Annotated in this window: 14 protein-coding genes; 5 read left to right on the top strand and 9 right to left on the bottom strand. The window is 74.3% G+C overall.

What is annotated here, in order from left to right:
- Nucleotides 1-75 precede the first annotated feature (75 nt).
- From Q7A36_RS04920 to Q7A36_RS04905, 4 genes are all read left to right on the top strand, one after another.
- Nucleotides 76-1071, top strand: coding sequence for an MBL fold metallo-hydrolase (locus Q7A36_RS04920; RefSeq protein ID WP_305102546.1), 996 nt, complete (start codon nucleotides 76-78; stop codon nucleotides 1069-1071).
- Entirely contained in the window at nucleotides 1071-1943 is an 873-nt protein-coding gene (locus Q7A36_RS04915; protein WP_305102545.1) for a hypothetical protein, read from the top strand. Before Q7A36_RS04920 ends, Q7A36_RS04915 begins: the two co-directional genes overlap by 1 nt.
- 213 nt (nucleotides 1944-2156) lie before the next feature.
- Entirely contained in the window at nucleotides 2157-4055 is a 1899-nt protein-coding gene (locus tag Q7A36_RS04910; RefSeq protein ID WP_305102544.1) for a hypothetical protein, read from the top strand.
- Nucleotides 4052-5035: a TAXI family TRAP transporter solute-binding subunit gene (locus Q7A36_RS04905; protein ID WP_305102543.1), complete on the top strand. Its 984-nt coding sequence runs from the start codon at nucleotides 4052-4054 to the stop codon at nucleotides 5033-5035. Before Q7A36_RS04910 ends, Q7A36_RS04905 begins: the two co-directional genes overlap by 4 nt.
- 127 nt (nucleotides 5036-5162) lie before the next feature.
- Here the strand turns inward: Q7A36_RS04905 and era are convergent, their stop codons facing one another.
- From era to Q7A36_RS04870, 7 genes are all read right to left on the bottom strand, one after another.
- On the bottom strand, nucleotides 5163-6116 hold the full coding sequence (gene era, locus Q7A36_RS04900; protein WP_370655630.1) for a GTPase Era: 954 nt from the start codon (nucleotides 6114-6116) through the stop codon (nucleotides 5163-5165).
- Nucleotides 6113-6796: a ribonuclease III gene (gene rnc / locus Q7A36_RS04895; protein WP_305102542.1), complete on the bottom strand. Its 684-nt coding sequence runs from the start codon at nucleotides 6794-6796 to the stop codon at nucleotides 6113-6115. Before rnc ends, era begins: the two co-directional genes overlap by 4 nt.
- A 10-nt stretch (nucleotides 6797-6806) precedes the next feature.
- A complete protein-coding gene (gene lepB, locus Q7A36_RS04890; protein WP_305102541.1) occupies nucleotides 6807-7547 on the bottom strand; it encodes a signal peptidase I in 741 nt (246 codons plus the stop codon).
- A gap of 314 nt (nucleotides 7548-7861) precedes the next feature.
- A complete protein-coding gene (locus tag Q7A36_RS04885) occupies nucleotides 7862-8344 on the bottom strand; it encodes a hypothetical protein (RefSeq protein WP_305102540.1) in 483 nt (160 codons plus the stop codon).
- A gap of 179 nt (nucleotides 8345-8523) precedes the next feature.
- On the bottom strand, nucleotides 8524-9285 hold the full coding sequence (locus Q7A36_RS04880; protein ID WP_305102539.1) for an SDR family oxidoreductase: 762 nt from the start codon (nucleotides 9283-9285) through the stop codon (nucleotides 8524-8526).
- Nucleotides 9282-10313 (bottom strand): zinc-dependent alcohol dehydrogenase, encoded by a 1032-nt coding sequence (locus Q7A36_RS04875; RefSeq protein WP_305102538.1) that lies wholly within the window; start codon nucleotides 10311-10313, stop codon nucleotides 9282-9284. The genes Q7A36_RS04880 and Q7A36_RS04875 overlap by 4 nt, the downstream gene beginning before the upstream one ends.
- Nucleotides 10313-12061: an acetolactate synthase catalytic subunit gene (locus tag Q7A36_RS04870; protein WP_305102537.1), complete on the bottom strand. Its 1749-nt coding sequence runs from the start codon at nucleotides 12059-12061 to the stop codon at nucleotides 10313-10315. The genes Q7A36_RS04875 and Q7A36_RS04870 overlap by 1 nt, the downstream gene beginning before the upstream one ends.
- A gap of 114 nt (nucleotides 12062-12175) precedes the next feature.
- Here Q7A36_RS04870 and Q7A36_RS04865 point away from each other — a divergent pair, with 114 nt between their 5' ends.
- Nucleotides 12176-12343 carry a hypothetical protein gene (locus Q7A36_RS04865; protein ID WP_305102536.1) on the top strand — a complete coding sequence of 56 codons (168 nt, stop codon included), beginning with the start codon at nucleotides 12176-12178 and terminating at the stop codon, nucleotides 12341-12343.
- Here Q7A36_RS04865 and Q7A36_RS04860 read toward each other — a convergent pair.
- Nucleotides 12330-13088: an MORN repeat-containing protein gene (locus Q7A36_RS04860; protein WP_305102535.1), complete on the bottom strand. Its 759-nt coding sequence runs from the start codon at nucleotides 13086-13088 to the stop codon at nucleotides 12330-12332. The two genes, Q7A36_RS04865 and Q7A36_RS04860, sit on opposite strands and share 14 nt — an antisense overlap.
- A gap of 136 nt (nucleotides 13089-13224) precedes the next feature.
- Nucleotides 13225-13929, bottom strand: a complete 705-nt coding sequence (locus Q7A36_RS04855) for a 2OG-Fe(II) oxygenase (protein WP_305102534.1) — start codon at nucleotides 13927-13929, stop codon at nucleotides 13225-13227.
- Between the last annotated feature and the right edge of the window lie 344 nt (nucleotides 13930-14273).

Here is a 14273-nt window from a genome sequence, read left to right as displayed (position 1 = left end):
CGACACCCGCGCGAGTTGTGCCATCCTCGCCACGCCGCAGCCCGCTGCGGACCCGAGAGGGGGAGGAACACCAAGATGACGATCATGAGCCGCCGCGGCCTGCTCGGCGCGGCCACGGCCGGTGCCGCCGTCTCCATGCTGCCCGGCCAGGGCGCCCGGGCCGCCGCGCCCTTCCGCAACGACCAGGCGCCCGCCTGGCACCGCTTCCGCTGGGGCGAGTTCGAGGCGACCGTCGTCTCCGACGGCTACCTGCCGCTCGGCAAGCCGCAGGACAGCTTCGTCGGCCCCGGCGCCAACCAAATCCCGACCCTGCTGACCAACGAGTTCCTCGACCCCGGCGCGGCGACGCTCGAGCAGAACGCGCTGGTGCTGAACACCGGCCGCCAGCTCATCCTCTTCGACACCGGCATGGGCGAGAGCATGGGGGCGGATTCCAAGATGTGGGGCCCGACCACCGGGCGGCTGCTGCAGAACATGCGCGCGGCCGGGATCGAGCCCGAGCAGATCGACATGGTCATCGCCACCCATGCGCATTGCGACCACATCTGGGCGCTGGTGGACGGCGATGGCCGGCGCGTCTTCCCGAACGCGCAGGTCGCGATCAACGAGGCCGACGTGAAGTTCTGGACCGACGACGGCAACAAGAAGGGCCCGGCCTTCATGGCCACCTTCGTCGAGGGGGCGAAGAAGAACCTCGGCGCCTATCGCGACCGGCTGGTGATGGTACGCGACGGGCAGGAAGTGGTACCGGGCATCACCGGCGTCTTCGCGCCGGGCCATACCATCGGCCATACCGTCTACTTCATCACCTCGCAGGGCCGCACGCTGGTGAATTCCGGCGACCTGGCGCACCACCAGGTGCTGCTGCTGCGCTACCCGATGATGGAGTTCTCCTTCGACACCGATCCGAAGCAGTCGGCGCGGACGCGCAGCCGCATGCTGGACCGGCTGGCGAGCGACAGGCACGAGGTGCTGTCCTACCACTTCCCCTGGCCCGGGCTCGGCCATGTCCGGCGGGAAGGCGAGGGCTTCGCCTGGGTGCCGTCGCCCACCAACGTGACGACGCTCTGATGCCGCATCCGATCGCTGCCGGGCCGGGGCCCGGCAGCGTGAGTCGGCCGGGCCAGGACGGCGCCGCGGCGGCGCTGCCCGAGTTGCGGGAGGCCGATGCCCCGCCCGACATCGCGGCGATCTACGCGGCGCTGCGGCAGGCGAGCGGCGTGCCGCTGGTCAACCTGATCCACCGCCACCTCGCCACCCTGCCCGGCGTGCTGCCCTGGGTGTGGCAGGCCATCCGCCCGCCGCTCGAGGACGGCCGCCTCGCCGGCGCGCGCGAGCGGCTGGCCGCCGCCGTGCCCATCCCCGAAGTCGCGCCGCTGCCCGCGACGGCGCTGCCCGACGCGGAGCGTGCCGCCATCCTGGCGCTGGCCGAGACCTATACCCGCGGCAACCTGACCAACCTGATCCTGCTGACGGCGCTGCGCCGCGCGTTGGACGGCGCGCCCGCCGACCCGGCGCCGCCGCCGCCCGCCCTGCCCGCCCCGGCCATGCTGCCCGCGCCGCCGCCCCTGCCGCGCCTCGACGACCTGCCGCCCGGGACCGCGGCGGCGGTGCGGGCCCTCGCCGCGCGGCATGGCGAGGCCGGCGTGGTGCCGAGCCTCTACCTCCACCTCGCCCATTGGCCGGAGGTGCCCGCGCTGCTGCCCGACTGGCTCGGCGCGGCGCTGGAGCCCGATGCGATCGCCGCCGCGCGCGACGCGACGGTGCGGCTGGCCGAGCGCGAGGCCGATGCGCTGCGCCCCGCCCTCGCCCTGGCCGGCGCGGTGCCGGGCGGGCATGGCCCGGCGGTGCTCGCCGTGCTCGGCCGGTTCACGCGCGCCGTCATCCCCGCGATGGTGCCGATCGGCCTCGCGCTGCGCCGCTGCCTCGCCACGCCCTGCTGACCGCGACGTTCGCATTCGCTCAGGATCGGTTGCAGCGGCTCTCCCAGGGTTGACATTCGCGGCGCCATCCGTTGCGTCGCAGCGCTGGCATACTGCCTGCCCCTCGGTCGGGAGGAGGTCAGCGCCCTGTCCCACGTCATCCTGCCTGACCCTGAGGCCGCGCCTGCCGCGGCGGCGGGCGAACCGCTGCCCGGCCTGGGCCGCGGCTGGGCGATGCTGTCGAAGGCATGGTTCGAGGAGCCGGGCCTGCCGCCCGTCCTCATCGACATCGTCCTGCTGCATGCGGGGCGCGGCATCGCGCTGCTGCAGTCGCCGCCGAACTGGCTGGACGACACGCCGGCGCGGCTGCTGCGCCGGCTGGAGCATGCCCGCTTCGCCGCCATCTTCCCCGGCCATCTGCCGGTCGTGCATATCCAGTTGCTGCGCGGCGCCCTGGCCGAATTGCCGCGGGTGCTGGACGCCGCCTTCGCCGCCGGCCCGCCGCTCGACCTCCCGGGCGGCGATGCCTGGATGCAGGCGGTGATGCGCGCGCTGAACAACCCGGCGGAGAGCTTGGTGGAGGAGCGAGCACCGGGCCGAAGCCTGGCCATGGCGGCGGGCGGGGCTGGGCTCATGCTGGCCGCGGCGCTCGGCGGCGCGATGCTGGTCTGGCGCCCGGCGCCGCCGGCGGGCGCGCTGACCGGGGCGGAGCCGGCGCAGGCCATGCCGGCGCAGTCCGCCATTCCGCCGCACGACCTCGCCATCCCCGCGCTGCTGCGCCTGGCGGTGGGGGTGACCACGCCCGCGGAGGACGCGGTGCCCGCCGACCCGGCGCTCGGGGCCCCGGCGACGGAGGCGGAGCTGACGGCCCTGCTGCGAAGCCTGCCGGCCACCGCCTTGCCCGAGACGGCGGAGATCGTGCCGCCGCTGCCGCGCCAGGTCCTCGCGGCGGCCATCGAAGCGCCGGACCCGCCGCCGGTGGTCGCGGCGCCGCTGCCGGATCCGCCCGCCGCCGACGCGGCGGAACGCGTTCCCGCCGGGCCGCCGGGGACAGTACCAACTGCGGCAGAGCCGCCGCGCGACAGGCTTACGGTGCGGGCGCCGCCGTCCGATGGTGCGGCGCTGCGCGCCTTCGCCGGACCGGCCTCCGTGGCGCCGCCGCGCGGCGTGGTCGCGCTGCCCGCGCCGCCCACCGCCGGCGATGCGGCCCTCCGCTCCCTCATCGCCCGCCCGCCGCCTGCCGCGCCGCCGCGCGGCGTGGTCGCGCTGCCACTGCCGCCCGCCGCCGGCGGCGCGGATCTCCGCTCCCCCGTCGCCGGGCCGTCGAGCATCGCGCCGCCGCCGGAGCCACCCCGGCCGATCGCCGCGGCGCCCGAACCGCCACCGCGTGACGCGGCCGCCCCTGCTCCGACGCCACCGGCGCCCGCCGCGCCGCAGGACGCGTTCGCGGCCGAGGCAGCGCCGGCCGCCGACCTGCCACAGGTGCCAGCCGCGCCGATGCCGCCGCTCGTGCCGGAACGCGACCCCGCCGCCCCGGCGGGCGGCGCGGCTGCCGCGGCGGAGCCGCCGGCGAAGACCGCGCCGGTCGATGGCCCAGGCCAGCCGGTGGTCGCTGCCCCCCTGCATCCGGCGGGCAGGTCGCCGGCCGAACCCGCCACCGAGACGACCCCGCCGCGAGAGACGATCGCCGCGCCGGCATCGCAGGAGGCCGACGCGGCGCCGCAGCCGCCAAGGGACCCCGCGCCGCCGGCCGACCTCGCGCCACGGCTGCCCGCGGCGCGGCCGGCCGACCCGCCAGGGACGCGCGGCATCGCAGCCGTGCCGCCGCCCGCCGCTGCACCGCCCGCCCAGACCGCGCCGCGTCCCGCCGCACGCGGCACCGATCCCGCGCTGGTCACCGCGCTGCTCCGCCGCGGCGAGGCGCTGCTCGCGCTTGGCGACGTCTCCGGCGCCCGCCGCTTCTTCGAGCGCGCGGCAGATGCCGGCAGCGCCGAGGGCGCGCGCGCCGCCGGCGGCACCTACGACCCCGCCGCGCTCGCCACCCTCGGCGTGCGCGGCATCCGCCCCGACCCGGAGGCCGCGGCGGCCTGGTATCGCCGCGCCGACACGCTCGCCGCCGAGGCCCGCCGATGACCCTGCCGCGCCGCTCCCTGCTCCTCGCCGCCGCCCTCGCCGGCGCCGCCGGCCCCGTCCGCGCGCAGGGCGCCCCGCCGACGCTGAACGCGCTCTCGCAGCGCGCCAATGCCGGCACGGTCGGCATCATCTCCGGCGGGCCGGACGGGACCTATGTCCGCATCGCCGCCGACCTCGCCGCGGTGCTCGACGACGGGGAGGCATTGCGCGTGCTGCCGATCCTCGGCAAGGGCTCGCTGCAGAACATCGCCGATATCCTGGTGCTGCGCGGCGTCGACATCGGCATCGTGCAGTCGGACGTGCTGGCCTATGCCCGGCGGGAGAGGCTGCTGCCCGGCGTGGACAGCCTGATCCAGTACGTCGCCAAGCTCTATGACGAGGAGGTGCATGTCCTGGCCGCGCCGGGCATCGAGCGGATCGAGGACCTGGCGGGGAAGCCGGTGAACGTCGATGTCCGCGGCAGCGGCACGGCGATGACCGCCTCACTGCTCTTCGACACGCTCGGCCTGCGGGTGGAGCCGCGCCACGACCCGCAGGACACCGCGCTCGAGAAGCTGCGACAGGGGCAGATCGCGGCGCTGGTCTATGTCGCGGGCAAGCCGGCGCGGCTGTTCAACGGCATCCCCGCCGACAGCGGCCTGCACCTGCTGCCGGTGCCGGCGACGCCGGCGCTGCTCGAGACCTACCTGCCCGCCGAGTTCCGCCGGGTAGACTACCCCGCCCTGGTGGCGGAGGGCGCGACGATCGAGACCATCGCGGTCGGCGCCGTCATGGCGGTCTATGCCTGGCCCGTGGGGACGGAGCGGCACCGCAAGGTGGCCCGCTTCGTCGAGGCCTTCACCGCCAAATTCCCGGCCTTCCTGCAGCCGCCGCGGCATCCCAAGTGGCGGGAGGTGAACCTCGCCGCGCAGGTGCCGGGCTGGACGCGCTTCGCGCCCGCGGCCGGCGCGGCGCGGGCGCGCGGGGTGGCGGAGCGCTAGCGGGAGCGGCAGGTCGCTGCGCGGACTGACGGCGGCGCGCAGGGAGCGGTGCGCCGCCGATCCGCCGAAGTTCCTGCGGGACCGACCGTCGATGCTTCACCGCGCGGCCGGGGGAGCCAAGGTCGGCTCAGTCCAACTCCTCCAGGCCCAGCGCCCGCAGGCGCCCGCGCTCCTCGTCCCAGCCCGGACGGTCCTTGACGTTCAGGAACAGGTGGACGCGCCGCTCGAGCAGCCCTTCCAGCTCGCGCCGCGCGCTCTGGCCGATCGCCTTGATGCGGGCGCCGCCATCGCCGATCAGGATCGCCTTCTGGGTGGGACGCGCGACATAGACGGTGCAGTCCACCCGCACGCTGCCGTCCTTGCGCTCCTGCCAGTTCTCGGTCTCGACCGTCGCGTGGTGCGGCACTTCCTCATGCGTCTGGCGCAGGATCTGCTCGCGCACGATCTCGGCGACCAGCATGCGGTTGGGCAGGTCGGAGAGCTCGTCCTCCGGGAAGAGGTAGGGGCCGGGCGGCATGTCCCCGGCCAGCTTGTCGAGCAGCCGGTCGAGGCCGCGCGACTTCTCGGCGGAGACCATGAAGGTCTCCTCCACCGGCAACAGCGCGCTGAGTTCGGCCGCGAGCGGCAGCAGCCGCGGCGGATCGACCAGGTCGACCTTGTTCAGCGCGACCCAGACCGGCCGCTTCGCCTGCGCCAGCCGCTCGACGATCGCGCGCACCGCCTCCGTCAGACCGGCGCGGGCATCGACGATCAGCAGGGTGCGATCGGCATCCTGCGCGCCGCTCCAGGCCGCGGCGACCATGGCGCGGTCGAGCCGGCGGCGCGGGGCGAAGATGCCCGGCGTATCCACCAGCACGATCTGCGCGCCCCGGTGCATGACCACGGCGCGGATGCGGAAGCGGGTGGTCTGCGGCTTCGGCGAGACGATGGTCACCTTGGTCCCGGCCAGCGCATTGACCAGCGTGGACTTGCCGGCATTGGGCGCACCGACCACCGCCACCAAGCCGCAGCGGGTGTCTCCGGCGCTCACGGTGGTCGCGTCGCCCCTGTCCGCCGCGGGTCGATCCTCGTCGTCGCTCATCCGCCCTTCAACCCCGCCAGCCAGGCCTCCGCCGCCGCCTGCTCGGCCGCGCGCTTGGTCGCCCCGGTCCCTTCCGCCTCGCGCCCTGCCGCGCTCACCGTCACCCGGAAGACCGGACTATGCGCCGGCCCCTCGGAGGAGGTCAGGATGTATGTGGGCAGGCCGAGGCCGCGCCCGAGCGTCCATTCCTGCAGCCGGCTCTTGGCCGGCAGGGGCGGCTTGCGGTGCTCCTCCAGCAGGCCGGCCCATTCGCGGCGGACGATGCCTCGCGCCGCCTCCAGCCCCGCATCCAGGTAGACCGCGCCCAGCACCGCCTCCAGCGCGTCGGAGAGGATGTTCACCCAGGTGCGGAAGCCCTGCTGCCGGTAGCTCTCCGGCATCTTCAGCGCGGGCGCCAGGTCCAGCCGCTCGGCGATGCCGGCCAGCGCCTCGGCCGAGATCAGGGCGGAATGGCGCTTGCCGATATCGCCCTCGCGCTCGGTCGGGAAGCGCTCGACCAGCCATTCCGCGATCAGCAGGCCCAGCACGCGGTCGCCGATGAACTCGAGCCGCTCGTTGGAGGAGAGCCGGCTGCCCTGGGTCGCGGAGGAATGGGTCAGCGCCTGGCGCAGCAATTCGGGCCGCGCGAAACCATGGCCGAGCCGCGCGGCGAAGGCGGCGGCCGCCGCCTCCTCGCTCATCGGCCGGGGCTCACCGGACGGCGGAGAAGAGTCGGTCCCAGCGGACCGCCATCGGCCATGCCCAGATCTCCCACCAGGAGGCGCGGTTGCCGTCGATCGAGAAGAAGATGAACTCGGCCCGGCCCACCAGGTTCTCGATCGGGATGAAGCCGACCCCGCTCTGCACCCGGCTGTCGAGGCTGTTGTCGCGGTTGTCGCCCATGGCGAAGACATGGCCGTCCGGCACCCGGTATTCCTGGGTATTGTCGAGCGGCATGTCGTCGGACTGCTCGATGATGTCGTGGACGCGGCCGCCCGGCAGCGTCTCCTTGTACTCGCGGGTGGGGATGCGGCTCTCGCGGTCCTCGGCGAGGTAGGTGCCGATTGGCTCCCGCTTCACCGCCTGGCCATTGATCTGGAGGATGCCGCCGCGGACCTGGATGCGATCGCCGGGCAGGCCGATGATGCGCTTGATGTAGTCCTGGCTCGGGTCGCGCGGCAGCTTGAAGACGGCGACGTCGCCGCGCTCCGGCACCCGGCCCAGGATCCGGCCGGAGAAGAGGTTCGGCCCGAAGGGCATGGAATAGCGCGAATAGCCGTAGGAGAATTTCGAGACGAAGAGATAGTCGCCCACCAGCAGCGTCGGGATCATGGAGCCCGAGGGGATGTTGAACGGCTCGAAGGCGATGGTCCGGATGCCGATGGCGATGAGACCGGCATAGAGGATGGTCTTGGCGCTCTCCAGCCAACCGCCGGACTTCTTCTTCGCCATGGATGTGCTCAAGGGAAACCACCGCTGGGTTGGTGCCCGAGGATGGTCCCGGGGCAGGGTCGGAGCGTCAGGCGACCGGATCAAGCCTGCCGCACCCTAGCATGTCAAGGAAGCCGCCGGCGCCCCCCGTGCGGCCCTGGGGTGGGGGGGGAACCATGGCGTGCCGGCTGGCCGCGAAGGGCGGCACCGGCCTTCGGCGAGCGATGCCGCTCCGCGCGCCGAACGGTCCGGCCCCCTGTCCAGCCGCACCGGTCACGAGGCCTGGGCGGGTCCATCCAGGCGTCGCCTGCGCGAGCGGCGGCGCCGCGCCACGGTCACCGCCGGCGCTTCTCGAACCAGTAGGTCTCGTCGGGATGCAGGTTCGGGCGGTCGGGGTCGCGGAACTGCGTCCGGGCGCGGACCCAGAGCCGGCCGTGATCGAGGCCGATCGTCGTCGATGTGCGCTCGAACCCGAAATCCCAGACGATGGTGAACGGGTCGGGCCGCGTATCCCGGACGGGCTGCCGTCGCTCGCCCCAGTCGCAGGGCGTCGGGGTGCAACGACCCCACATGTGCAGGACCACGGACACCTGCGAGGGTCCGGAACCGGTATCGTCGCAGCCGCCGAGGTAGTGCAGGTCGACGCGGACGATGCCGCCCGTGTCGGGATCCTGGTTGACCCAGGTGCCCTGCAGGGGCGGCGCCGCGCATTGCGCCCGGGCCGTGGACAGCCCGAGAGTGGACAAGAGAAGAGCGAGGACCAATGGAACGACGCGCGCCGTGGTGTTCCAGGTGGCCGGGGAGGATGGCGTGTCCATGGATGCGCCTCCATCGAGGGGATGGCCGCGCCGGCCCCGGCATGCTCCGGATCGCGGCCGGCGCTCCCCCAATGCGCCGCGGGAGCAGCCGGGCGCGGGGGGCGGTTCCATGCAAGGGCAAGGGATGGCCTCCGCGCTATGCGCCCGGACACCCCGCCGGCGGCCCGGCCCCGGGCACCTCAGGGCATGAAGCTGCCGCCGCCGACATCGATCGTCGCCCCGGTCAGGTAGGCGGCGGCGTCGGAGGCGAGGAAGGCCGCGACCTCCGCCACGTCGAGCGGCGTGCCGACCCGCCCGACCGGCACCTGCGCGAGGAAGGCGGCATTGGCCGCATCCGTCGTGCCGCGGGCCATGGGCGTATCAATCCGGCCCGGGGCGATGGAGTTCACCGTGATCCCGTCCGGGCCGCATTCGACCGCGAGGCTGCGGGCGAAGCCCATGAGCCCGGTCTTGGCGGCGGCGTAATGGGCGCCGGCGATCTGGCTCTTCGCGCGCGCCGCCTGGCTGGTGAGCATGATGATCCGGCCCCAGCGGCGGGCGCGCAACGGCGGCAGGCAGGCCTGGGAGACGAGGAAGGCGCCGGTCAGGTTCACCGCCAGCACCCGGCGCCATTCCTCCGTCGGCATGTCGCGGATCCGGCGCGCCCTGCCGTCCGGGCCCTTGGGCGAGATGCCCGCATTGTTCACGACGATGCCGAGGCGCGGCCACCACTCGCCGAGGGCGATGGGCAGGGCGGCGACCGCGGCCTCGTCGGAGACGTCGAGGCGGATGGCGCGCGCCTCCTGCCCCGCGGCGCGGAGGGCGGCGGCGGTCGCCTCCACCTCCGCGATGACGTCGGCCAGCACCACGGGGTGGCCGAGCGCGGCGAGCTTCGCCGCGATGCCGGCGCCGATGCCGCGGGCGGCCCCGGTGACGAGGGCGACGCGGTCCCGGGCGCTCATGGCGCGAGGATCACCTTGCTGGCCGCGCGCTGGCGGGCGAGTTCGAAGCCCTCGAGCCCGCGCTCGAGCGGCAGGCGGTGGGTGATCATGGGGCGGAAACCCTCCGGGTCGCGGCCGAGATGCGCGAGGACGCGGTCCCAGGTCCGCCGCTCCGCCCCGTGGGAGGCGCGGAGCTGGTGGCGCATGCGGACGAAATCGGTGAGCGGCAGGGTCAGCGGCGCGGCATGGATGCCGGCGGCGACGATCGTGCCGCCCTTCTTCAGCACCGCGAGCCCCTCGGTGATCGAGGCCGGGACGCCGGTCGCCTCCAGCACCACGTCCACCGCCCGGCCGCCGGTCAGCGCCAGCACCTGGTCCTGCAGCGGCCCCTCGGCGACGTCCACCAGGTCGGAAAAGCCGAGCGCGCGCAGCACCTCGAAGCGCGGGGCATCGGCGCGGCCGGCGACGATCACCCGCGCCGCGCCGGCAAGGCGGGCGGCGAGCGCGATGGCCTGGCCGATGGTGCCGGGGCCGAGGACCAGCACCGTGTCGCCCAGCCCGACTTCGCCGGTCAGCACCGCCTCCATGCCGACGCCGAGCGGCTCGGCGAGCGCCGCCAGCTCGGCATCGAGCGCCGCGGGCAGGGCGACGCAGCAGCGGGAGGGCACGCGCACCTCCCGCTGGAAGCCGCCGTCGCGGGTCAGGCCGATGCCCTCCCGCTTCAGGCAATTGCGGGTATCGCCGGCCCGGCAATTGGCGCAGTGCCCGCAGAAGACGAAGGGGATGACGGCGACGCGGTTCCCCTCGGCGAAGCCGGAGCCGGTGCCGTTGCGGGTGATGGTCCCGGCGAACTCATGCCCCATGGTCAGCGGCAGGTGCGGGACCATGAAGCCGTAGCCCTCGGTCCATTCATAGGCATGGACGTCGGAGCCGCAAATGCCGACGGCCTCCACCCGCACCACCACCTCGGCGGGGCCGGGCGGCGGCGGGTCCGGGATGTCCTGGAATTCGAGGCCGAATTCCGCCCGGGTCTTGCGGAGCGCGAGCATCAGAAGGGCTCCGGGTAGTGGCCGGCGAAGACGCTGATCGGCGGCTTGGCGTCCGGGTCGGTGACCATGTCGATCAGCACCGGGTGCTTCGCGTCGAGGGCGGCGGCCAGGGCGCCGCGGATCTCCGCGCTGCGCTCGACGCGCACGCCCTCGACGCCGCAGGCGCGGGCGATGGCGGCGTGGTCCACCGCGGTGAAGTGCACCGCCTTGGTGTGCTCGCCGAACTTCACCTCCTCGGCGTGCTTCTGGTAGCCGAGGATGCCGTTGTTCAGGACGATGGTGGTGACCGGCAGCTCGAGCCGCCGCAGCGTCTCCAGCTCCGCCCAGCTATGGGCGAAGCCGCCATCGCCGCAGAGGCAGACGACACGCGCGCCGCTGCCCGCCTCCTCCGCCGCGATCCGCGCGCCGATCGCCATGGGCAGGCCCCAGCCGAGGCCGGCGATGCCACGCGGCGTCAGGAAGCGCTGCCCGGCCCGCTTCGCGGTGAGGTAGTTGGCAATCCAGATGGAGGAATAGGAGGCATCGGCGACGACGATGTCCTCCGGCCGCAGCAGCGAATCGAGCTCGGCCATCAGCCGCTCCGGCCGCGGCAGCGGGGCGTCGCGGGTGGCGAGGCCGGCGATGGTGCGGCGCCAGGCGGCGATGCCCTCGGCGATCTCCGCCTCGATGCCGGCGCGCGCCGCCTGCCGGGCGGAGAGGTCGCGGGAGGCCAGCGCCTCAGCCAGCGCGGCGAGCGTCAGCTTCGCATCGCCGACCAGCCGCATCGCCTCGTAGTTCCGGCCGACCTCCATCGGGTCCATGTCGAGATGGATGAAGCGCGTGCCGGGCTGGAAGAGCTTCCAACTGTCCGTGCCGTTCTGGTTGGTGCGGTTGCCGACCAGCAGCACGACGTCGGCGCGGTCCACCATCGGCCGCAGCGCCTGGGTGCGGCTGCCCTGCCCCATGACATAGCCGATGACGCCGAGGGTCAGCGGATGCGTCTCGTCCGCCGCGCCCTTGCCCATGACGGTGGTGCCGACGGGCAGGTGCGCCGTCTCCTGCAGCGTGGCGAGTTCCGCCGCGGCATCCGAGAGGTGGACGCCGCCGCCCGCGACGACCAGCGGGTACCTGGCCGCCGCCAGCGCATCGGCCGCGGCGGCGATCGCGGCCGGGTCGGCCAGCACCCGGTCCAGCGGCACCCGGCCGAGCGAAAGGGCGCGCGGCCGCAGGAGGGAGGAGAGCGGCGCCGCCGCCTCTGTCAGCAGGTCGGCCGGGGCCAGCAGCACCGCCGGGCCGGGACGGCCCGAGGTGGCGGCGGTGAAGGCCATGTCCACGTAGTCGTCCAGCCGGTCGGCGCGGTCGATCCGCCGCACCCATTTCGCCACCGGCGCGAACATGCCGACATGGTCGAGCTCCTGGAAGGCATTGCGGTCGGTCGCGTCGCGCGTGACCTCCTGCACCAGGGCGACGATGGGGATGCTGGCCTTCAGCGCCTCGGCCAGAGGCGGGACCAGCAGGGTCGCGGCCGGGCCGTTCTGCGCGGTGACGACGCCGACCTTGCGGGAGATGCGGGCATAGCCGTCCGCCATGGTCCCGCCGGCATTCTCCTGCCGGTAGACCTTCTGGTCGATGCCGACATGCGGCGAGGCCAGGTGGAAGGCGCTCGGCAGGCTCTGACCGAAGGTCAGCGTCACGCCGTGGCGGCGGAAGGCCTCGGCGAGGCGGAGGGCGACGGTGGCGTTGGTGGCGAGACCGGCATGGTCCGGCATGGCGTTTCCCCGGAGTGTTGGCCGGCAGGGTAGCAAAGGCGACGCGGCGGGGAAGCCGGGGCGGGGTGGACCGGCACGGCCGAGCCCCTATGGTGCCGCGGCCATCGCCCCGGGATGCCCGCCCTGTCCGACAAGCCGCCGCGCCGCCACGACCTGATCGGGCCGATCGGCCTCCTGCTGATCCTGGCCATTCTCGCCGGAGGCTATTTCCTGTTCCCCTGGCTGCTCAGCGTCATCAGCTACCAGGACTGCATCGCCTCCGGCCGCATCACCGGCTGCTGACGGGCGAGGCGGCCGCCGGGTGAAACTCGATGCGGAGGCTGTCGCGGCAGACCTCGGGGCCCTGGTCCCGGAGGCTGCGCGGGGCGGCGAAATCGATGGCGCATCCGCGTCGCCACACCCCGTCGATCCGCCTGCCATCCGCCGTCCAGAAGCTGCCGATGCCCTCGGGCAGGCCCTGGCGCCATGTGCCGTCGTAGCGCGATCCGTTCGTGAAGACCATCACGCCATCCCCATGCGGCCTCCCGTCCTTCCAATCGCCGACATACGAGACAGCATAGCCGCGTGCCAGGACGGAGGTGCGCGGCGATGGCGTGGCAGGCACCGGCGCCGCCACGGTCGCAAACTCCGCCCTGCCCTGGCCGGACATCCGGCCCTCGACGAAGCTACCCTCACGGACCGAGCCGTCCGCCGTAACGACCCGGCCGCGCCCGTGCAGACGGCCGGCGACGAAATCGCCCTCGGCCACCGACCGCCGCGGCCCTCCCGTCTCCGTCCAGGCCCATTCCACGCGCCCCTGTCCCTCGGCCAGGCCGCGCGGACAGGCACCGGACCAGCGGACCGTCTCCCCATGATGGGGATTGCCGTTCCAGACCCGACACCCGTTCGCCGAATCCATGCTCCAGCCCGGCCGGCCCGGCGCGGCCTCGGCCTCCGGCACGGGCGGCGGCGCCTCCGAAGGCGGCGCCGCGCACCCGGCAGCCAGCGCCAGGATTCCCGCCGCCAGCGCCTGGCTTCCCGCGCGCATCCCGCCATCCCGCCGATTCGTTGCGGCTCCAGCCTAGCGACCGGCCGGGACGCATGCGACTCCGGAACGAGCAGCGTGCCGGAGCGGATCCACGACGGAGCGGACCGCCCGAGAACACGAATCCCCCCACCGGGCGCTATGCGGCGTCGTGGAAGATGACGCCCAGAGTGTATCGCTCCCCGCTCCGGATGCGGCTGACGCCGTGCCGCATGGTCACGCGGTAGGTCCCGCGCTTGCCCTGCACCGGCCGGTGGTGGACGGCGAAGACCACGCCCTCGCCCTGGCGCAGCGGCACCACCTCGGCGCGCGACTGCATGCGCGGCCGCTGCTCGGTCAGGACGAATTCCCCGCCGGCGAAGTCCCGGCCGGGCTCGCTGAGCAGGAAGGCCACCTGCAGCGGGAAGACCATCTCGCCATAGAGGTCCTGGTGCAGGCAGTTGTAGTCGCCCGGGCCATAGCGCAGCAGCAGCGGCGTCGGGTGCGCCTGCCCGGCGGCGTGGCATTCCGCGGTGAAGGCGGCGAGGCCGTCCGGGAAGCGCCGCGGCAGGCCCATGGCCGCGTGCCAGGCATTTGCGACCGGCGCGAGGTGGGGATAGAGCCCCTGCCGCAGCCCCGCCACCAGCGGCGGCAACGCGGAGAAGTACTTGTACTCGCCGCGGCCGAAGCCGTGCCGGGCCATGACGATGCGGCTGCGGAAGCCCTCCTCCCGCCCGTAGAGCGCGGCGAGGTCCCGGCACTCCCCGGGCGTCAGCAGCGGGCCGGTGGCGGCGGCGCCGTAGGCGTCCAACTCGCCGGCGATGCGCGCCCAGTCCAGCGCGGCGATGCGGTCCTCGATCTCCATGCGGCGAGCCTTAGCGCGACGGTGCCCGGCGCGCCCTTCCGAGTGTTGCGGCCGCACGCCGCGCTGGCCGGCACCCCATGCCGGCAATCCGGGGCCATAGCGCAGCGCGGGCCGGGGTCGGTGGCGGCATGCCTGCCGCGCGCAGCCCATGCCTGCCCCTGGCCGGCCTTCCGTCGCGCATGCCGCTGAGGCATGGTGCCGGCCGATGCCACCATGCCGGACTCGGTCGGACCTGCCGGAGATGCGGGCCGCGCCTCACGCCGCGGGGCGGGTTCGCATGCGCGGCCACCGCAGGGCCAGCCCTGCTTCGGTGGCCGGCGCCCGCGGCCGGCGGGTGACGGAGG

The sequence above is a fragment of the Paracraurococcus lichenis genome, from assembly GCF_030657435.1.
Taxonomy (GTDB): domain Bacteria; phylum Pseudomonadota; class Alphaproteobacteria; order Acetobacterales; family Acetobacteraceae; genus Paracraurococcus; species Paracraurococcus lichenis.
The sequence above is the reverse complement of the archived record's forward strand: the minus strand, read 5'-3'. Positions and strand labels throughout refer to the sequence as shown.